Raw genomic sequence first — 20,102 nt, 5'->3', positions numbered from 1 at the left:
CGTCGTGACTGCGCTGTTTGCATTGCTTTGTATGTGATTAGAAAAATTGGGCGAGCGTTGGAATGGCGGCGATTTGGACGGCATCCGCAGGGAAATCAGTGCGCAGACGCGTTGCGCATCGCCTGCAAAAGCTGTCCGAGAGAGAAGGATCCTCGCACATTTGCTGCTTGAAGCCCCATGTGTGTGTAAAATAGCCTTGCTGTGTGCCATCAAACAGCGAGGGAAGGTCGGAGAGTGCGGTGACGCGCACCTGCTGCTTTTCGGCACACATGGCGAGCAAACGCTGCTCGGCAAAAACCATATAAGTCAGCACGTTGTCTGCATCGGGGGCGCTGCGCATAAACGTAATGGCGGTATCAGTATAGTACCGCCGGAACGCATCGCTGCCGAAAAAAGCCAGTGCGGTATTGAGTGGATGAACCGACCAGTCAAATGCAGAAAAATCAAAACCGTGCGCGCAGCCAAGCGCCTGCGGGTTGGGATAGATGCCCGGCAAAATATCTTCGCGGTGAATCGCGGCTACATCGCAGTCGGACAGCAGTTCTGCGAGCGGCTTCCAAACGATAAAGTCTGTGTCAATCATTACACAGGGCGCGGGCAGGACGGACAATGCATACAGCTTGCCGGCCGCCCAAAAAGCATGTGCGTTTATATCGTGAGGAATGGTGTCAAGCAGTGGATGAATGCCGTCGTCCCACAAAAAAGAAAGGCCGAGCGCGTTATAATACCGCGCGGCCTCGCTGTCACAAATCATGCAGATGCTTCCGTTTTCGCGCCGCCACGTAAGCGCAGACAACGCGGTGGTCAATAACTCAAATGGTTCAACCGCATAGGGACTGCTGGGATTTCGAAGAGAAAAAGGGCGTGTCCAGTTAGTGTGAAACGCACGCACGGTCAAATCAGCTCCAATCCGTAGCCGCCAACGCTGCCGGAGCCCGAACCGAAGCGGTAAGAGCCGGAGCTGTGAAGGGAAGTGGTATAAGAAGAGAGATACGAGCCGGAACCCGCGCTGCCGAACAAGCGCGTGCGAGTCACGGTGACAACGCTTTCATTCTCCGCGAAATAATCGGAGGTGAGCACGCCTTCAGCCGGATGCTGCGCGACGGCCTCTGAGGGGAGACAGCCACCCATCATCGGAACGGGCGGTCGGTTGTCCGCACTTTCGTACCAGCCGACATGAATCGGATCGGTTGGAAAGACTGGTGCGGGAGACGGGGCTTGTTCACACGGCTTGTCCTGCACAGGGGCGGAATCACAGTGGCGGGCATAGCTGTCTAAATCAAAGACCACACCGTCAATTTCGCGGTAATGCGTGGGATCGAGCGCAAGAATACCATTCTTTTCTGCATCCATGGGAAGCACCTCCTTTGCAGCTGCTAATCTACTTAAATTATACTGGAAGGCCTGCCAAACCGCAATGAGAAAATGCATGGACGAAGAATTAATTTTCACTTGACTCACCTGTTCTTTACATAATTTGATTGTATCTGTATAATGGAAGAAGAATACGCGAAAAAAGGAACAAAATATGGATTTTTTGCAGTTGGAACAGTCAGTGTGGGAACGATTGGCGGAAGAAACGCGGCCAATTGTGCTTTATGGCATGGGGGACGGCGCGGATAAAATTCTCGCGGCGTTTTCCGAACGGGACATTTGCGCTTCGGCCGTCTTTGCGAGCGATGAATTTGTGCGAGGGCACAGTTTTCGTGGGTTTCGGGTGGAAAAGCTGTCGGAGGTGACGGAGCGGCTCGGGGAGGACGTGGTAATCGTTATTTCGTTTGCCAGTCAGCGGCCCGATGTGCTTGAGAAAATGTATGATCTGGATGCGCGATTTGATGTGGTTGCGCCTGATGTGCCGGTTGTGCCCGGGCCGCTATTCGATGCTGATTTCGTGCGTGCACATCAGGATGATATGGCACGTGCACTGGATTTAATGGCGGATGAAACGGCACGTGCAGTCTTCTTGGATACGGTGCGCTTTAAACTGTCGGGTAAGCTGCGCTATCTGCGTGACAGCGAAACAGATAAGGATGAAGTGTTTCGCAAGATTTTGAAACCCGGAACAGAGGAACACTTTGCTGACCTCGGCGCTTACACGGGCGACACGATACAGGAATTGCTGCATTACACAGCGGGATCGTTTGCCTCTATTGCTGCGCTCGAGCCGGACAGACGCAGCTTTCGCAAGCTGTCCGCTTACGCGGAAAGCGAACTGACGGGCGATATCAATATCACGCTGCTGCAGGCGGGCGCATGGTCTGACGATACGGTGCTGACCTTTGCGGCGCAGGCAGGGCGGCAGTCCAAGGTCGCCAAGCAGGGCGTGGAGACGCAGATGCGTGCGTTGGACAGCGTGCTGAACGGCAAACCTTGCACGATGCTTAAAATGGATGTGGAAGGTGCGGAGCGTCAGGCAATCGCCGGGGCGGTGCAAACCATTCGGCGCTATCGCCCAAAGCTGAACATCGCCGCCTATCACACAAGCGATGATTTCTTCGCGCTGCCGCTCTTGCTGCACGAGCTTTGTCCGGAGTATCGGTTTTATCTGCGGCATCATCCCTACGTGCCGGCATGGGACACCAATTTATATGCGGTCTGCCGGTAAAAAATGCGGACAGGCACTGGAAATCCTCCGACATGCGATGTATAATAGTCCCATAAGCCGCAAGGCTTTTAATGAGACTTACATGAGATAGGAGAAGATCACAATGGGATGTTTTTACTGTGATGAGCATCATGAGGGCCGCGAGGCGATTATGATTGAAGTTGGCAAGATGAAGGCCGGCACGCTGTACCTGTTTAAGGATCAGGCGCATAAGGGTCGCTGCGCGCTGGCGCTGAACAGCCACAAAAAGGAGCTGTTTGAGTGCGATGAGCAGGAGCGCAACCAGTATTGTGCAGATCTGGCGGCAGCTTCTCAGGCCGTTAAGAAGCTGTGGGGCTGCACCAAAATCAACCTTGGTTCCTTTGGCGATACCAATCCCCATCTGCATTTCCACATCGTGCCCAAGTACGAGGGTGGCTTTGAATTCGGCGGCAGCTTTGCCATCGGTAACCCGGAGCCGGTGCTGCTGAAGGACGAAGAGTATGCGGAAATGATTGCAGCGCTCAAGCAGGAGCTCGGACTCTAAGACTGCACCACAAAAGCGAAATCCGTTTAGGCGGATTTCGCTTTTTATTTTGCATTCGGGCGGGAAATGGAAAACAAGCGCGGAACAAGCGGCTTTCTTTTTGGAAAGACTTGTTTTTTTTGATCGAAAACGGTATACTATATGTTGTATTCGTATAGTTGGAGGAAACGATTTTGCTTTGGAGTGCATTACGAAGCGGTGATTTGCAGCAAGCAATCATCGTGTTGGCGCTTTCTCTGCCTGCGGTTGTGCTGTGTCTTTCGGTGCATGAGGCCGCGCATGGCGGTGTGGCGTATCTTCTGGGCGACCGAACGGCCTATTCCGCGGGACGCGTGACCTTATCGCCGCGGGCGCATATCGACCCTTGGGGCTTTGCGTGCCTGCTGCTGTTTGGCTTTGGCTGGGCGCGTCCGGTTCCGGTCAATATTTCAAACTTTAAAAACCGTCGTTGGGGCATGGCGCTGACGGCACTGGCCGGTCCGGCTTCTAATTTGCTGACAGCGTTTGTGTTTTACTGCCTCTATTTTGCCCTCGGCTGGCGTTTTGCGCAAAGCAGCAGCATGTTTATTGTTGCAATCCTGATGTTCTGTCAAATCGTGGCCTCGATGTCGGTCGGCTTGGCGGTATTCAACCTAATTCCGGTACATCCGCTCGATGGATCGCGCGTTGTGGATGCCTTTATGCCATTTTCCTGGTCGCTCAAGCTGCAGAAGTATCAGTCGATTATTATGCTGGTGTTTGTGCTTGCGCTTTGGTTTGGCTGGCTCAATGGCATTATGTCGGCGGTCGGGAATCTGGTGTTTCTGTGGGCATCGCGTCTGGTGGCTCTGTTTCTGTGAGCGGCGCCGTTATGGAGTTTCATCTGGATCATTTTGAGGGGCCGCTCGACCTGCTGCTGCACCTGATTGCCAAAAATAAAGTCAGTATTTACGATATCCCAATTTCACAGATTCTTGAGCAGTATATGGAAGTGTTGAACACTGCGCGGGATATGGATATGGATGTTGCGGGTGATTTTGTCACTATGGCAGCACAACTGGTGTACATCAAGTCCAAGACGCTGCTGCCCCGATATGAAGAGGATGAGGACGAAGATCCGCGCGCCACGTTGGTCGAAATGCTGTTAGAATATCAGCGGCTCAAGGAAGTTACCCCATATTTTAAGAATCGGGGTGAAATCGGACGCGATATTTACGTCAAAAATCCCGAGCAGCTGAAGGGAGCACCGCCACGAGAGTATCGTCATTCGGTGAATGATTTGCTGCGTGCGGCAAACAATATGCTGCAAAAAGCACAGCGCCGTATGCCGCCCTCTGCTAATGCGTTCAGCGGAATCGTAGGGCGCGAGCAGGTTCCGGTTTCGACACGGATTACGGTGATTCTAAAGCGCTTTTTAAAGAGCGCGCGCTTGAAGTTTGCCCGTCTGTTTGATGACGCGCAGAGCCGCTCTGAGATTGTTGCAACCTTTCTGGCGGTGTTGGAGCTGTCTAAGACGCATCGTGTGATGCTGGAGGGCGATGGCGAGGATCTGGAACTGACGTTAGCCGACGATAAGGAGAGTAGACCTGTATGACACAACTGGAAGCCGGTCTTGAGGCCGTGCTTTTTGCCGCAGGCGATGCCGTGCCGGTCGAACGGCTGGCGGCAGCGCTAGAGGTCTCGAAAATCGATTTGCTGCAGGCGGCAGAAACGCTTGCAAATGCATATGATTTTGAACAGCGAGGTATTATGCTGATTCGTCTGGAGGACAAGCTGCAGTTATGCTCGCGGCCGCTGTATGCCGAAGCGGCACGGCGAGTGACGGAAAGTCGTCGCCCACCCGCCCTTTCTCCGGCGGCGCTCGAGGTGCTGACGATTGTGGCCTACCGGCAGCCGGTCACACGAGCGTTTATCGACCAACTGCGCGGCGTAGATTCCTCGGGTACGGTTGCGGGACTGGTGGAAAAGGGTATGATAGAAGAAGCCGGTCGATTAGATGTGCCCGGCAGGCCGATTCTGTTTCGCACGACCGATGTATTCTTGCGCACCTTCTCGATTTCCAGTCTCAGCGAGCTTCCGGCGCTGCCTTCGCTTGAGGAAAACGAGCAGATGGAAATTGATTTGGAACAGACACCACCAAGGGCAGAGGAGCAAATCACACTGGACTCCGTGCCGAATCGCCGGCCGAGTCAAATGGAGTGAAGCCAATGCTGTTTTTGAGCGTTTTATGGATGATAGTGCGTGTGCTGTTGATTGTATTCGGCGTACTGCTTGCGCTGCTGCTGCTTCTGCTTTCAATAAGTACCGGCGTCGAAGCGGTAGGGGTGGATGGCGACATTAGCGTTGAGTTTCGCCTTGGCCCGCTGCGTATCCCGATTTGGCCGCCGCCGAAGCATGTGCGGCAAACGGAATCACCGCCTGCGAAGAAAAAATCAGCAGCGCCAAAGAAACCCAAACAGACCCGCGTTTTCAATCGAGAAGCCTTTGATTTGGAAGAAGTGCTTTCGCTTGCGATGACGCTGCTCGATGAGTTGTCCGACTCGCTGCGTATCAGCCGGCTGCGGGTGCGCGTTGTAATCGGCACGGATGACGCTGCGGCCACCGGCATGCTGCTTGGCACGGCTGCGGCTGCGGCAGGCATGCTTGTGCCGTTTTTGGAGAATACTTTTGAAATGAAGGACTACCACGTAAACGTCGACGCTGATTTTGAAGCAGATCATACCAAGTGGGCGTTTACTGTGTTTTGTTCGCTGCGGCCAATCCGAGCGGTGTTTATTCTGCTGCGGCACGGCAAAGAATTATATGGACTGTATAAAAAATTAATCAGGAAAGAAGAGGCGATCTATCATGAGTGAGCATCCCATTGGAACATTAATGACGGAGACCATGGCCAAAATTAAAGAAATGGTGGATGTGGATACCATTATTGGTACGCCAATCACGACGCCGGACGGAACTACCGTCATTCCGGTGTCTAAGGTAACATTTGGTTTTGCATCGGGCGGCAGTGATTTTGCGCCTAAGCATACCGCATCGACTGCGCCCTTGGCGTTTGGCGGCGGCGGCGGCGCAGGCGTTACGGTTGTGCCGGTTTGTTTCCTGATTCTCTCCCCGACTGAGGGCACGCAGATTCTCGGTGTCAACGCACAGGCGTCGACTACGGTCGACCGATTGGTTGAGATGATTCCGGGAGCGCTTAACAAAGTTTCTAGCTTTGTGGAAGGCCGAAAAGGGAATCTGGATGCACAAACGGAAGAAGACGGACAGACCAACGAATAAACCCGTATTCCCCGCAAAACCTACTCATAGAATTTATATGAGTAGGTTTTGTTATGCAGGGGAGTTGGAACAATGAAAAAAATCATATGCCTGATGTGTTTGTGCGTAATGATGTGTGGCGCGGCGGGTGCAGTAAGTGCACAGGCTGCCTGCCTGATTGACGCAGATACGGGAGAAGTGCTGTTTGAGCAGAATGCGGATGCGCGTTTGCCCATGGCCTCGACGACCAAGATTATGACCGCACTGGTCGCGCTGTCCGATGGAAATCTTGATCGGACCTATAAGGTCAAAAAAGAGTATACTCTGGTCGAGGGATCGTCTATGTACCTGCAAGAGGGCGAGGAAATCACACTGCGAGACACGCTGTATGGCCTGATGCTGTCGTCAGGCAACGATGCAGCAGTGGCCATAGCAGGTGAATGTGGAGGACAGCAAGCGTTTGTCGAAAAAATGAATCAAAAGGCCGAGGAACTAGGTCTCAAGGATACACACTTTGATAATCCGAACGGTCTGGATGGAGAAACCCACTATACGACGGCCCATGAGCTTGGCAAAATTACCGCAGCGGCCATGCATGACCCGCTGTTTCGGCAGATTGTGTCAACAAAAAGCTATACGGCGGGGGTGCACGCAATGTCCAACCATAACCGTCTGCTTTCGATGTACGATGGCGCGGTTGGCGTGAAAACCGGTTTTACGAAGCGCAGCGGGCGTTGTCTTGTTTCAGCAGCTGAGCGCAATGGGCGTACGCTCATTGCGGTGACGCTGAACGCACCGGATGACTGGAACGATCATATGGCCATGCTCAACGACGGCTTCGCACAGTATGAAGAGGTTACGCTCCACGAAGCGGGCGAGGTGGTTGGTGAGCAACGCGTATACGGCGGCGATGCCGACACGGTGCCGCTGATTACACAGAGTAAGTTGACGGCATATCTGCTGCCGGATGAAATTGATCAGCTGCAGACCGTATTTTACAGGGATAAAATTTGCTATGCGCCGGTGGTCAAGACCGCTGCCGCGGGGCGAATGGAATATCGATTGGGCGATCAGGCGCTGGCCTCCGATACGATTTTGTACGGCGGTGCATCAATCTTGATTCCCGAACACAAAAGTCTGCCGGAGCGCCTTTTGGAGCGCTTTTTTGGCGGTAAAGATGAGACATAATGGAGGATAACAGTGGAGGAAAGAATTCAGAAAATTCTGGCGCAGGCCGGATTGTGCTCGCGCCGTACGGCGGAGCAGTGGATGCAAGCGGGCAGGATCACGGTCAACGGACGGAAAATATCGCTCGGTGACCGCGCGGATATCCGTAAGGATCGGATTTGCGTCGATGGAAAACCCATCGGCGCATCCGAGGAAAAGGTTTACCTGATGTTGTATAAGCCGCGCGGCTATGTGACAACGCTCAAGGATGAGCATGGCCGCAAGACGGTCGCCGAGCTGGTGCAGGAATGTGGCGCGCGCGTTGTGCCGGTCGGACGGCTCGACTATGCATCGGAAGGGTTGCTTTTGCTGACCAATGACGGTGCGCTGACCAATGCGCTGACCCATCCGAGCCACGAGGTGGCCAAGCACTATACCGTTCGCGTGCGCGGCCGATTGGATCAGATTGCAAAGCTTTCTGAGCCAATGAAAATTGATAATTATGAGATTGCTCCTGCCATCGTGGAAGTTATGGAGCATGATGAGCAGAGCGCGAAGCTGCTGATGACCATCTATGAAGGCCGAAACCGCCAGATTCGCAAAATGTGCGAGCAATGCGGTTTGGAAGTGCGCCGGCTCAAGCGGGTGGCAATTGGAAAACTGCACCTTGACCCGGGTCTGAAGGCGGGCGCATGGCGGCCGCTGACGGAATCGGAATTGACCTATTTGCAGGGCTTAACTGCAAATTTGCAGGATTGATGCAAAAGAACTTGCAATTGAACCGCGAACCGCTTAAAATGGAAAGGACGAAATTTGCGTCGGCAAAACAAGGAGCAGGAAATGAACGATCTCATTACCAAAATACAAAGTGAACTCCCGGGATTTTCCAAGGGACAGAAGCAGATTGCGCGGTTTATTCTGGAGCATTATGATAAGGCGGCATTTATGACAGCCTCGCGGCTCGGGACGACCGTCGGCGTGAGCGAATCGACCGTTGTGCGCTTTGCAACCGAACTGGGGTATGACGGCTATCCGCACCTGCAGCGTGCGCTGCAGGAGATGATTCGCAACAAGCTAACCTCTGTACAGCGTATGGAGGTGTCCAGTGACCGCATGGGTGGTAAGGATGTGCTGCAAACCGTGCTGCATGCCGATATGGACATGATTCGTATGACGCTGGACGAATTGGACCGAGAGGCCTTTCAGGGCGCGGTCAATGCCATGATGGGCGCACGCCGCATCTACATACTGGGCGTGCGGTCTTCAAACGCATTGGCAAACTTTGTGGGATTTTATTTTAACCTTTTATTTGATAATGTGACGCTGATTCAAACCAACAGCGTCAGCGAAATTTTTGAGCAGATTCTTCGCATTGGCGAAGGCGATGTGTTTTTGGGCATCAGCTTTCCGCGCTACTCCAAGCGCACCCTCAGCGCCATGCGGTATTCCAAGGATCAGGGTGCGAGTGTTATTGCACTAACTGATTCCCACCTGTCGCCGCTGTCTCGCGTGGCAGATCATACGCTGATTGCCAAGAGCGATATGGCGAGCTTCGTTGATTCGCTCGTCGCGCCGCTGTCGGTCATTAACGCGCTGATTGTAGCGGTCGGCATGAGCCGCAAGGAAGAAATTGAAAAGACGTTCAACTCGCTGGAGTCCATTTGGGAAGAGTATGACGTATATGAAAAACCGGAGGACGAAACGAATTGACCATTTGTGTAATCGGCGGCGGTGCAGCCGGATTGATGGCTGCCGGAACGGCGGCGGAAAACGGCGCGAAGGTTCTGCTGTTTGAAAAAAATGAAAAGGTCGGTAGAAAAATATTTATTACCGGCAAGGGTCGCTGCAATGTATGTAACGACTGCGATACGCAGACGGTACTGCAGAATGTGCCGGTTAACCCTCGCTTTCTGTATTCTGCGCTTGGCTGCTTTTCTCCGCAGGAGGTCAAGGACTTTTTTGAGTCCCGCGGCGTACCGCTGAAAACCGAGCGAGGCAACCGTGTTTTTCCGGTTTCTGATAAATCATCGGATATTATTGACGCACTTTTTACCTGGGTCAAACATGTGGGTGTTAAAATTGTACAGGAGACGGTAACCGATATCCGCACGCAGGAGGGACAAGCCTCCGCTGTGTGTGCGGGCGGACGAGAGTATGGCTGCGACCGTGTGATTGTCGCAACCGGCGGCGCGTCCTATGCGGCAACCGGCTCAACGGGCGACGGCTACCGGTTTGCCAAGGCACTGGGTCATACGATTATCCCGCCGAACCCCTCGCTTGTTCCGTTGGTGGCGGCAGGGGACACCTGCTCCGAACTCATGGGACTCAGTTTGCGCAATGTGCGGGTGACTGTTTTTGAGAATGATAAGAAGCTCTATTCTGATCTTGGTGAAATGCTGTTTACGCACTTTGGCGTGTCCGGACCTTTGATTTTATCTGCGTCGGCGCATATGCGCCACTTTGGAAGCAAGGCATATCGGATAGAAATCGACCTCAAGCCTGGGCTTGATGAAAAAACGCTGGATAAGCGTTTGCTGACAGATTTTGAAAAATACAAAAACAGTGATTTTATCAATGCATTGGGAGAATTGCTGCCGCGCAAGCTGATTCCGGTTGCGATTGCATGTGCAAAGATTGATCCGCGTCAGAAGGTACATTCGGTGACGAAGGAGCAGCGATTGGGACTGGTGCAGCTGCTCAAGGCGTTTCCGCTTGTGATTACCGGAGCACGCCCCTTGAACGAAGCCATCATTACAACGGGCGGTGTATCGGTTAAGGATGTCAATCCGAAGACGATGGAGTCTAAAAAGGTGCAGGGTCTGTATTTCGCGGGCGAGGTACTGGATGTAGACGCATACACCGGTGGCTTTAATTTGCAGATTGCGTGGTCAACCGGCCGACTGGCCGGCCTTTCCGCAGCGCAGGAATAGGAGAATATATGAATTATATTTCTGTAGCGATTGATGGCCCGTCCGGTGCAGGGAAGTCGACTGTCGCACGTGCTGCCGCTATGAAACTGTGCTATGTCTATGTAGACACCGGGGCAATGTATCGCGCAATCGGACTTGCGGTCTGCCGAAAGGGTGTTTCCGGCGAGGATGCCGCTGGGATTGCCGCCGCACTCGACGGCATTGAGATTACCTTGCGATATGAGAACGGAACACAGCATGTGCTGCTCTGCGGAGAGGATGTTTCCGATGCCATCCGCACGCCTGAGATTGCGTACTATGCTTCCAAGGTGTCAGCTGTCCCTGAGGTGCGTCAGTTTCTGCTCGATTTACAGCGGAATATGGCCCAAAAAGGCAACATTTTAATGGATGGACGGGATATTGGTACGGTAATCCTGCCCGATGCACAGGTTAAAATATTTTTAACGGCATCGGCTAAATGTCGTGCGGAGCGTCGATATCGTGAACTGATCGCAAAGGGGCAGGATGTCACGCTGGAACGCGTGCTGTCTGATATTGAAAGCCGCGACGAGCAGGATCGCACCCGTGCGATTGCTCCGCTGCGTCAAGCGGAGGACGCTGTGCTGCTTGATACCGGAAACCTGACGCTTGAGGAGAGCATCGAAGCGGTGCTCCGTATCATCCGAGAAAAGACAGAGGGAAAAGCATGAAAAGCAAGTATCACCGTTGGTTCCAGTGGTTTGCGATTCCGTTCGTTGCACTGGGATTTCACATCTATTTCGGGTATAAAGTAAAGGGACGGAAGAACATTCCGGAAGGCGGCTGCGTTGTCTGCCCCAACCACTGTCAACTGTCCGACCCGCCGCTTGCCGCGGCTGCGCTGGGGCATCAGGTGCCGCTGCGCCTGATGGCAAAGAAGGAGCTATTTGCGAAAAAAGGTCTGGGACCGCTGATTTCGTGGCTGGGCGCGTTCCCAGTTGACCGGGAAGGCACTGATATCACCGCGATTAAAACCGCACTCGGTACCGTAAAAGGCGGCAGCAAGCTAATTATCTTCCCGCAGGGCACACGCGGTGCAGCTGAGGGTGAGACGAAAAAGGGCGCAGCCATGCTCGCGGTCAAATCACGTGCGCCCATCCTGCCTATGTACATTTCAGAGAATAAGGGATTTCGCTGCAAGGCACGGGTGATTATCGGCGAGCCCTTCCTGCCGGATCCCAAAGAAAAGGACTATGGCGTCATTGCAGATGATATTCTGCAGCGGATTTATGCGCTGAAGGAGCAGGCATGAGCGTCACGGTAGCCAAAACAGCGGGATTTTGCTTCGGCGTGCGCCGGGCGGTCGATTTGGCGGAGCAGCAGGCGAAGCACGGTGGACAGATTTACGCATACGGTGAAATTATTCACAACATGCATGAAATCGCGCGGCTGGAGAAGCTGGGTGTTAGAACGGCGGAATCACTCGATGATATTCCGAACGGCGCACCGGTTTTGATTCGTGCGCATGGCGTGCCGAGGTTTGTCTATGAGCAGCTGCGCGAAAAAGGCTGTGAAATTTTTGATGCAACCTGTCCGTTTGTCCATAAGATTCATGAAATCGTCGATCAGGAGAGAGCGGCGGGGCGGCTGATTGTAATTTTCGGCAGCAAAAACCATCCGGAAGTGCTTGGCATTCAGGGATGGTGTGGCAGATCGATTGTTTTTCAGTCCGAGCAGGACGTGCGGCAGGCGGTGGAGAGCGGTCTGCTGGAGGGAGAGGCGGTCTCTGTAGTTGCCCAAACGACGGTCAATCGATCTCTTTGGGATATTTCTGTCGGGATATTAAAAAAAAGGTGTACAAACCTGAAAATATTTGATACAATATGTAAAGCGACGGACGAGCGCCAGTCGGAAGCTCGCCTGCTTGCCGGTGCGTCGGATCAGATGATCGTGATCGGTGATAAAAAGAGTTCCAATACAAAGCGGCTGTATGAAATCAGCAAATCGCTTTGTGGGGACGTGCTTTATATCGAGGATGCTGCAGAACTCAGGACGCAGGAGTTACTGCACGGCCGTAGGGTCGGGATCACGGCAGGTGCATCGACACCGGCATGGATAATTAAGGAGGTCAGTAACATGATGAGCGAAGAAACGAAAATCGAAAATGGTGAAGACTTTGCAGCAATGCTGGAGGAGTCCTTCAAAACTTTAAATACAGGAGAGAAAGTCACCGGTACTGTTGTTGCCATTTCTTCGACCGATGTACAGGTCGATTTGGGCGTTAAGCACACCGCGTATATCCCGCTGAACGAACTGTCGGACGATCCGGCATACGACGTTGAGGCCAACATCAAGCCGGGCGAAGAAATCGAGGCTGTTGTCGTGCGCGTCAACGACGGCGAGGGCACGGTTACTCTGTCCAAGAAGCGCGTTGACCAGCTGAAGGGCTGGGAAACCATCGAGGCTGCCCATGATAACCACACTGTGGTTGAAGGCACCATCATCGAAGAGAACCGCGGCGGTGTCGTTGCGACTGCTTTTGGCGTGCGCGTTTTCATTCCCGCAAGCCAGACCGGCGTTCCGAAGGATCAGCCGATGGCGCAGCTGCTTAAGACCAAGCAGTCCTTCTATATCACCGAAATCAACCGTCAGCGCAAGCGCGTAGTCGGCTCGATTCGCCAGATTCAGCAGGAAGCCCGCAAGGAAGCTGCCGAGAAGGTTTGGTCCACCATCGAGGTTGGCAGCGAGTACGAAGGCACGGTCAAGTCCTTGACCTCCTACGGCGCGTTTGTTGACATCGGCGGCGTTGACGGCATGGTGCATATCTCTGAGCTGTCTTGGGGCCGCATCAAGCACCCGTCTGAAGTTGTCAGCGTAGGCGACAAGGTTCATGTGTTTGTTATCGGCCTGGACAAGGAAAACAAGAAGATTTCCCTGGGCTACAAGCGCGAAGATGAGAATCCGTGGAACGTATTCAAGAACCAGTATGCTGTTGGCGATGTAGCTGAGGTTAAGATCCTCAAGTTCATGCCCTTCGGCGCATTTGCTGAAATCGTTCCGGGCGTTGATGGCCTGATTCACATTTCCCAGATTGCAGATCACCGCATTGCGAAGCCTGAGGATGCTCTTGAGGCTGGCCAGCGCGTTGACGCGAAGATTATCGACATCAACGATGAGAAGAAGAAGGTATCCCTGTCTATCCGTGCTCTGCTCGTAGACGACGACGATTACGCAGACGAGGACTAATTCTGTACTCAGAAGAAGCACCCATTCGGGTGCTTCTTTTTTGCTTTTGCGCGTATACTTTCAGGAGGGGGTGACGCGCATGCATCGACGTTTCCGATACCGCAAAAAAAACAAGCTGCATCGTGTGCTGCTGCTCATTGCAGTCTTGGTTGGACTGTGCTCGGCGGTGACGGCCTTGCGCGTGCGCCCAGTTATTATGGAGTACGCAGTAAATATATGTGAAGACAGTGCAATACAGGAAATCAATACCTTGATGGAGGATAAAATCTTTTCGGACAGAGAATCCTATGAAAATCTGGTGATTTTAGAGCGTGATAATGAAAATCATGTTACCGCCCTGCGTACAGATGTCATTTCGATTGGAAGAATCAAGGCGCAGGTCGTGAATGGACTGTATGATCGGTTGGATGATTTGGAGCAGACCACGATTGAGGTGCCGATCGGCTCAATCTTTGCACCAAACTACTTTAGTGGCATGGGGCCGAGCATTGATGTAGGTATGTCAGGATTAACACAGATGTCCGCCGAATTTGTCAGTGCGTTTTCCAGCGCGGGAATTAACCAAACAAGACATAATATGATTATCGAAATTCATGCGGGTTTTCGCATTCTGACGCCGCTGGGTGGTGTGGATCGTGAAATTGTGACCTCTTATCCTGTGACGGATACGGTCATCGTTGGTACCGTGCCTGAGCAATATACGTACATTGACGATACAAGAGACGGATTATTGGGTAAAATCAATGATTATCAATAAATCGGACGAAAAGAGGAAAAAAAACCTACCGCTTGTCTGATTTTTTTGGTATACTATAAACTGTATTGGGTAAAGAAGGAGCGTTTCCATGAACCCACAGGAAGAGATTGCCGCGCTTCGAGAAAAGTTGCGGTATTATAATGATAAATATTATAATCAAGATGCATCCGAAATCTCGGATTACGAGTATGATATGCTGCAGCGGAAATTGCGCGGCTTGGAGGCAGAGTACCCGGAATTTGCCGATGCCAACTCACCGACACAGCGGGTTGGTGGCACGGCGTCCGGGCGTTTTTCGAAGGTCGCGCATGCCTATCCGTTGGAGAGCCTGCAGGATGTATTCTCGCTTGATGAATTGGGCGAATTTTTTGCGCGCGTTGAAGGTGCTGCAGGAGCAGCGGAATATGTAGTCGAGTATAAAATTGATGGACTATCTGTGGCGCTCGAGTATCAAAACGGTATTTTCGTGCGCGGTGCGACCCGCGGTGACGGTCAGGTAGGTGAGGATGTAACCGCCAACCTGAAGACAATCAAGGATATTCCGCATCAAATTGAAAATGCACCGCCCCGTCTGATTGTACGTGGCGAGGTGTATATGAAAAAATCAGTGTTTGATGCACTTAACACCGAACTTGAGCTGCACGAGAAGCCACTGCTTGCCAACCCGCGAAATGCAGCGGCAGGCTCGCTGCGGCAGAAGGATAGCAAAATCACGCAAAAGCGCCGTCTATCGATTTTCTGCTTTAATATTCAGAATGCGAATGAGCTGCCAATCACGGGACATGCCGCATCGCTGGATTATCTCAAGCAGCTCGGCTTTCCGGTCAGTCCGCGTTATCCGATTTACACAGACCCGCAGCAGGTGTATGATGAAATTCTGCGCATGGGTGAAAATCGGGATCAACTGGATTTTGACATTGACGGTGCGGTTGTCAAGGTGGATTCATTTGTCCAACGTGGGCAACTGGGTTCCACCGCGAAATTTCCGCGTTGGGCAGCCGCTTATAAGTATCCGCCCGAGGTTAAGGAGACTCTGCTGAAGGACATCATCATCTCGGTCGGCCGCACTGGAGTGCTCACGCCGAATGCGGTGCTCGAACCGGTTCGGTTGGCAGGCACAACGGTGTCGCGCGCAACATTGCACAACCGTGATTTTATCCGCGAACTGGATGTGCGCATAGGCGATACCGTTTCGGTTCGCAAGGCGGGTGAAATTATTCCGGAAATCATCGGCGTAAATCTGGACAAGCGCCCTATAGACGCGATGCCATATGAAATGCCAAGGCTTTGCCCAGTCTGCGGCGCGCCGGCATTTGAAGATGAAGAGGAAAGCGCGATTCGCTGCACGAGCGCGTCCTGCCCGGCACAGCTTCTGCGGAATCTGATTCATTTTGCTTCGCGTGACGCAATGGATATTGATGGCTGCGGAGAAGGCAATCTCCAGAAACTGATTGATGCGGGATTGGTGCAATCGGCTGCTGATTTATATGATTTAACGGTAGAGCAGCTGCTGCCGCTCGGAAAAAAGGTCGATACTTGGGCCAATAACCTGACAGCGGGCATAGCTGCAAGCAAAACACGTGATCTGTCCCGATTGCTGTTTGCATTCGGCATTCGACATGTCGGACAAAAGGCGGGCAAGGTGCTGTCCAACTACTTTGGGTCGCTTGATGCCATTTTAAATGCTACGATTGAGGAAATGACCGAGATTCGCGACATAGGGCAGACAACCGCTGAAAGCATTGCCGCATGGCGCGAGCTTGCGCAGTCACAAGAGCTGATTGAAAAGCTGAGGGCGCATGGTGTCAATTTTATCGGTGAAAAAACGGCCAAAAGCGATTTGCTCGCCGGTAAAACTATCGTGGCAACCGGCAGTTTGACGCTGTTTTCCCGTAAGGAAATCAATGATTTAATCGAATCCCTCGGCGGCAAAGCCGCAGGATCGGTCTCCAAGAAAACCGATTATGTAGTGGCAGGCGAAAATGCAGGCAGTAAACTGCAAAAAGCGGCGGAGCTGGGTATTCCGGTCTTAACAGAAGAAGAATTTAAAAATATGATACAGCAGGAGGAAAATTGACATGGCAATTTCGAGAAAAGAAATTGAACACATCGCTGTCCTCGCGCGTCTCGACTCCAATGGCGGCATTTTTGATCGCTTGGCTGAAGACATGCAGGGCATCGTCGGCATGGTGGACAAGCTGGCTGAGCTTGACCTCGGAGATATTACGGACGTCATCAATACAGAGCGCAAGAACGCGTTCCACGAGGATGTAGTCGTACAGGAATTTACGCCGGACGAGTTGGTCAAGCCCAACGCGCCGGACTTTCAGGCGGGCGGCGTAGCCGTACCGCGTGTAGTTGAGTAAGGGAGGGACAGGAATGGAACTTTTTAAGAAAACAGCAGCCGAACTGTCCGATTTGCTCGGTAACAAGGAAATCAGTGCAGTGGAACTTGCGAAGGACGTGCTTGCACGCACCAAATCGGTTGAGGACAAGGTACAGGGGTATGTAACAATTGCGGAGCAGTCCGCGTTGGACACCGCCGCGGCTGTGGACGCAAAGCGTGCCGCAGGCGAGAGCCTTTCTCCGTTGGCGGGCATCCCTATCGCAATTAAGGACAACATCTGCACCAAGGGCACGCTGACTACCTGCGCGTCCAAGATGCTGTATAATTTTAAACCGCCCTATAACGCTACGGTAATGGAAAAACTGACCGCCTGCGATGTGGTTATCACCGGTAAGGCTAATATGGATGAGTTTGCAATGGGTTCTTCGTGTGAAAACTCTGCCGCGCATCCGACCTTTAACCCGCACGGTCTGAACCGTGTGCCGGGTGGATCTTCCGGTGGCTCTGCCGCCGTGGTTGCTGCGGGTGAAGTACCGCTGTCACTGGGTTCAGACACAGGCGGATCGATTCGTCAGCCTGCATCCTTCTGCGGTGTGGTCGGCCTCAAGCCGACCTATGGTGCGGTTTCCCGTTACGGCCTGATTGCGTTCGCCTCCTCGCTCGATCAGATTGGCCCCTTCGGCCGTTCGATTGAGGATGCTGCTATGCTGCTTGACGCGATTACCGGTCATGATCCGATGCACGATTCGACCTCGATTCAGACGCCGTTTGAGGGCTCGGTTCGCAAGAACCTGAAGGCGGATGTCAAGGGACTGCGCATTGGTCTGCCAAAGGAATATTTCGGCGCGGGCGTTTCCGATGAAGTGCGCCAGAACGTCATGGCCGCGGCGGAGACTTACAAGAACCTCGGTGCAGAGGTGTTTGAGATTTCGCTTCCTCTGGTCGAGTATGCGCTGCCGATTTACTATATCCTGTCGTCGGCTGAGGCTTCTTCAAACCTTGCGCGTTTTGATGGCGTGAAGTACGGCTATCGCACGCCGAATGCCGGCGATGATCTGATTGATTTGTATGTCAAGTCCCGTTCTGAGGGCTTTGGTGCAGAGGTACAGCGCCGAATCATGCTGGGCACCTATGTGCTGTCCTCGGGTTATTATGACGCGTATTACAAGAAGGCGCGCGCTGCGCAGCGTAAGATTAAGGAAGAATTCAACACCGCCTTTGAAAAGTGCGATGTGATTCTGACCCCGGTAGCGCCCACCACAGCATATGAAATCGGTGCTAAAACGAAGAGTCCGCTCGAAATGTACGCGGGCGACGTGTGCACCGTATCGGTCAATATCGCCGGACTGCCTGCACTGGTTCAGCCCTGCGGCTTTGACGCGAACAAGATGCCCGTCGGCATGCAGCTGATAGGCCCACGCTTTGGCGAGCAGAAGCTGATGAACGCCGGTCTTGCCTTTGAGCAGGCATCGGGTCTCAAAAACATCATCGCGGCGCTGTAAGGAGGAGGACATAACATGAAATACGAAGCTGTCATCGGCCTTGAGGTGCACGCGGAGCTGTCCACCAAGAGCAAAATTTACTGCTCGTGCTCAACCGGATTCGGTGCGCCGATTAACTCTCACACCTGTCCGGTCTGCACCGGTATGCCGGGCGCACTGCCCGTGCTGAATCGTGAGGTTGTGCACTATGCGGCCAAGATGGGCAAGGCCACGGGATGCGCGGTAAATTCGCTGTGCAAGTCCGATCGTAAGAACTATTTTTACCCTGATTTGCCCAAGGCTTATCAGATTTCTCAGTTTGATGTACCGATTTGTGAAAACGGTGAGGTATACTTTTACGTCGACGGTGAGAAGAAGTGCTGCCGTTTGGAGCGCATCCACTTCGAGGAGGACGCCGGCAAGCTGCTGCATGACGAGATTGACGGCACTATTGTCGACTTCAACCGCTGTGGCGTTCCGCTGATTGAGATGGTCACCCGTCCCGACCTGCGTTCCTCGGCTGAAGCGAAGGAATTTCTGGAAATGATTAAGACCACGCTCAGCTATCTGAACATCTGCGACTGCAAGATGGAGGAAGGCTCGATTCGCTGCGATATTAACGTTTCCATTCGCCCCGAGGGCGAGACCGAGCTTGGCACGCGTGTTGAGATGAAGAACGTCAACACCTTCTCGGGTGCGGTGCGCGCGATTGACTATGAAATCGCACGCCAAATTGAAGTGGTTGAGAACGGCGGCGAAATCCAGCAGGAGACTCGCCGCTGGGACGATGTAAAGCTCAAGAACACCGTGATGCGTACCAAGGAAGATGCGCAGGATTATCGTTATTTCCCGGATCCCGATTTGATTGCGGTCGAAATTGACGAACCTTGGATGCGCAAAATCGAAAGCGAAATTCCCGAGCTGCCGATTGCGCGGTATGAGCGTTATCTAAACGAATACGGCATGACCGCTATGGAAGCACGCCAGATTTCGGACAGCTTTGCCAAGGCGGAACTGCTTGATCAGGCTTCCAAGTCGGGCAAAATCAAGCCTAAGGCTGCTGCTAACTGGATTCTCTCCGATATTTCCAAGTATCTGAACGACAAGGGAATCGAATTGACAGACACAAAGTTGACCGCGCAAAAGCTGGTGGATTTGATTTGCCTAATCGAAGCGGGTACGATTTCCGGCGCGGCCGGCAAGAAGGTACTGCCCGCAATGTTTGAGACGGATGAAACGGTGGAAGCCATTGTAGAGCGCATGGGCCTCAAACAGGTTTCGGATGAGAGCGCGATTCTGACCATTGTGCAGGGTGTGATTGCGAATAACTCGAAGGCTGTTGAGGATTTTAAGGCGGGTAAAAATGTCACGGGCTTCCTTGTGGGTCAATGCATGAAGGCCTCCAAGGGCCAGGGCAATCCTCAGATTATCAATAAACTGCTTGCACAGGAGCTTGGCAAACTGTAAGTTAAATTGAATGCGCCGCTGTATCGGGCAAATGTTCTGAAATTACTTTTCGACAGTGGTAATCACTTTATGGTGGTTATCACTGTCTTATTTTTGGAGTTTTGGCCGAGAAAACAGTGGATTGATCAAACCGGGTAATCAATCTAATCATTGAGGATGAATCATCATGTGTTATAATAATAACATAAGATTCGGTAGAGAAGGAGGTACGGAATGAACCGCAAAGAGCAGCCTTTCCCCAATAAAGAACTGCAGGTGTAAGCAGTCAAGTAAAGTGCACACTTTTTCGCCAGCAAATGCACACTTTTTCAGCGCCAGTTTTTTAGCCGGTAATGGACTGGTGGTGAGCTAAACGGTAGCTGTTACCAGTCATGTTAATAA

21 protein-coding genes are annotated in these 20,102 nt (G+C 52.6%); 19 read left to right on the top strand and 2 right to left on the bottom strand.

Features of this window, described 5'->3' with window-relative positions; all coding sequences use genetic code 11:
* Positions 1–37: 37 nt before the first annotated feature.
* Both QOX26_RS12665 and QOX26_RS12660 read right to left on the bottom strand, forming a co-directional pair.
* Entirely contained in the window at positions 38–808 is a 771-nt protein-coding gene (locus QOX26_RS12665; RefSeq protein ID WP_283675346.1) for a hypothetical protein, read from the bottom strand.
* A gap of 86 nt (positions 809–894) precedes the next feature.
* Positions 895–1,353, bottom strand: a complete 459-nt coding sequence (locus QOX26_RS12660) for a hypothetical protein (RefSeq protein WP_283675345.1) — start codon at positions 1,351–1,353, stop codon at positions 895–897.
* 175 nt (positions 1,354–1,528) lie between these two features.
* On the opposite strand from QOX26_RS12660, the gene QOX26_RS12655 reads away from it, so the two are divergent.
* The 19 genes from QOX26_RS12655 to gatB all read left to right on the top strand — a co-directional run bounded on the left by QOX26_RS12655 (position 1,529) and on the right by gatB (position 19,721).
* On the top strand, positions 1,529–2,605 hold the full coding sequence (locus QOX26_RS12655; RefSeq protein ID WP_283675344.1) for an FkbM family methyltransferase: 1,077 nt from the start codon (positions 1,529–1,531) through the stop codon (positions 2,603–2,605).
* A 103-nt stretch (positions 2,606–2,708) separates the two neighbouring features.
* A complete protein-coding gene (locus QOX26_RS12650; protein ID WP_283675343.1) occupies positions 2,709–3,131 on the top strand; it encodes an HIT family protein in 423 nt (140 codons plus the stop codon).
* A 158-nt stretch (positions 3,132–3,289) separates the two neighbouring features.
* A complete protein-coding gene (locus tag QOX26_RS12645) occupies positions 3,290–3,970 on the top strand; it encodes a site-2 protease family protein (protein ID WP_283675342.1) in 681 nt (226 codons plus the stop codon).
* An 11-nt stretch (positions 3,971–3,981) separates the two neighbouring features.
* Positions 3,982–4,704, top strand: a complete 723-nt coding sequence (locus QOX26_RS12640; protein WP_283675341.1) for a segregation and condensation protein A — start codon at positions 3,982–3,984, stop codon at positions 4,702–4,704.
* Positions 4,701–5,312, top strand: a complete 612-nt coding sequence (gene scpB / locus QOX26_RS12635; RefSeq protein ID WP_283675340.1) for an SMC-Scp complex subunit ScpB — start codon at positions 4,701–4,703, stop codon at positions 5,310–5,312. Before QOX26_RS12640 ends, scpB begins: the two co-directional genes overlap by 4 nt.
* Positions 5,313–5,317: 5 nt before the next feature.
* Positions 5,318–5,965: a DUF2953 domain-containing protein gene (locus QOX26_RS12630; RefSeq protein ID WP_283675339.1), complete on the top strand. Its 648-nt coding sequence runs from the start codon at positions 5,318–5,320 to the stop codon at positions 5,963–5,965.
* On the top strand, positions 5,958–6,389 hold the full coding sequence (gene ytfJ / locus QOX26_RS12625) for a GerW family sporulation protein (RefSeq protein WP_283675338.1): 432 nt from the start codon (positions 5,958–5,960) through the stop codon (positions 6,387–6,389). The genes QOX26_RS12630 and ytfJ overlap by 8 nt, the downstream gene beginning before the upstream one ends.
* 72 nt (positions 6,390–6,461) lie before the next feature.
* A complete protein-coding gene (locus QOX26_RS12620) occupies positions 6,462–7,556 on the top strand; it encodes a D-alanyl-D-alanine carboxypeptidase family protein (RefSeq protein WP_283675337.1) in 1,095 nt (364 codons plus the stop codon).
* Positions 7,557–7,568: 12 nt separating this feature from the next.
* The gene (locus tag QOX26_RS12615; protein WP_283675336.1) at positions 7,569–8,294 is read left to right on the top strand and encodes a pseudouridine synthase; all 726 of its coding nucleotides are present in this window, start codon (positions 7,569–7,571) and stop codon (positions 8,292–8,294) included.
* Between the two features lie 81 nt (positions 8,295–8,375).
* On the top strand, positions 8,376–9,245 hold the full coding sequence (locus QOX26_RS12610) for a MurR/RpiR family transcriptional regulator (protein WP_283675335.1): 870 nt from the start codon (positions 8,376–8,378) through the stop codon (positions 9,243–9,245).
* On the top strand, positions 9,242–10,465 hold the full coding sequence (locus QOX26_RS12605; RefSeq protein WP_283675334.1) for an NAD(P)/FAD-dependent oxidoreductase: 1,224 nt from the start codon (positions 9,242–9,244) through the stop codon (positions 10,463–10,465). Before QOX26_RS12610 ends, QOX26_RS12605 begins: the two co-directional genes overlap by 4 nt.
* A gap of 8 nt (positions 10,466–10,473) precedes the next feature.
* Positions 10,474–11,154: a (d)CMP kinase gene (cmk, locus tag QOX26_RS12600; RefSeq protein WP_283675333.1), complete on the top strand. Its 681-nt coding sequence runs from the start codon at positions 10,474–10,476 to the stop codon at positions 11,152–11,154.
* Positions 11,151–11,735, top strand: a complete 585-nt coding sequence (locus QOX26_RS12595) for a lysophospholipid acyltransferase family protein (RefSeq protein ID WP_283675332.1) — start codon at positions 11,151–11,153, stop codon at positions 11,733–11,735. Before cmk ends, QOX26_RS12595 begins: the two co-directional genes overlap by 4 nt.
* Positions 11,732–13,669, top strand: a complete 1,938-nt coding sequence (locus tag QOX26_RS12590; protein ID WP_283675331.1) for a bifunctional 4-hydroxy-3-methylbut-2-enyl diphosphate reductase/30S ribosomal protein S1 — start codon at positions 11,732–11,734, stop codon at positions 13,667–13,669. Before QOX26_RS12595 ends, QOX26_RS12590 begins: the two co-directional genes overlap by 4 nt.
* 79 nt (positions 13,670–13,748) lie before the next feature.
* Positions 13,749–14,426 (top strand): sporulation protein YunB, encoded by a 678-nt coding sequence (gene yunB / locus QOX26_RS12585; protein ID WP_283675330.1) that lies wholly within the window; start codon positions 13,749–13,751, stop codon positions 14,424–14,426.
* Between the two features lie 88 nt (positions 14,427–14,514).
* Positions 14,515–16,503 carry an NAD-dependent DNA ligase LigA gene (gene ligA, locus QOX26_RS12580; RefSeq protein WP_283675329.1) on the top strand — a complete coding sequence of 663 codons (1,989 nt, stop codon included), beginning with the start codon at positions 14,515–14,517 and terminating at the stop codon, positions 16,501–16,503.
* Between the two features lies 1 nt (position 16,504).
* Positions 16,505–16,792, top strand: a complete 288-nt coding sequence (gene gatC, locus QOX26_RS12575; protein ID WP_283675328.1) for an Asp-tRNA(Asn)/Glu-tRNA(Gln) amidotransferase subunit GatC — start codon at positions 16,505–16,507, stop codon at positions 16,790–16,792.
* A gap of 13 nt (positions 16,793–16,805) precedes the next feature.
* Positions 16,806–18,275 (top strand): Asp-tRNA(Asn)/Glu-tRNA(Gln) amidotransferase subunit GatA, encoded by a 1,470-nt coding sequence (gatA, locus tag QOX26_RS12570; RefSeq protein ID WP_283675327.1) that lies wholly within the window; start codon positions 16,806–16,808, stop codon positions 18,273–18,275.
* A 15-nt stretch (positions 18,276–18,290) separates the two neighbouring features.
* Positions 18,291–19,721 carry an Asp-tRNA(Asn)/Glu-tRNA(Gln) amidotransferase subunit GatB gene (gatB, locus tag QOX26_RS12565; protein ID WP_283675326.1) on the top strand — a complete coding sequence of 477 codons (1,431 nt, stop codon included), beginning with the start codon at positions 18,291–18,293 and terminating at the stop codon, positions 19,719–19,721.
* Positions 19,722–20,102: the final 381 nt, after the last annotated feature.

The organism is Butyricicoccus sp. Marseille-Q5471 (assembly GCF_951230135.1).
Taxonomy (GTDB): Bacteria; Bacillota; Clostridia; order Oscillospirales; family Butyricicoccaceae; genus Agathobaculum.
This window is presented reverse-complemented; position numbering and strand designations above follow the sequence as displayed.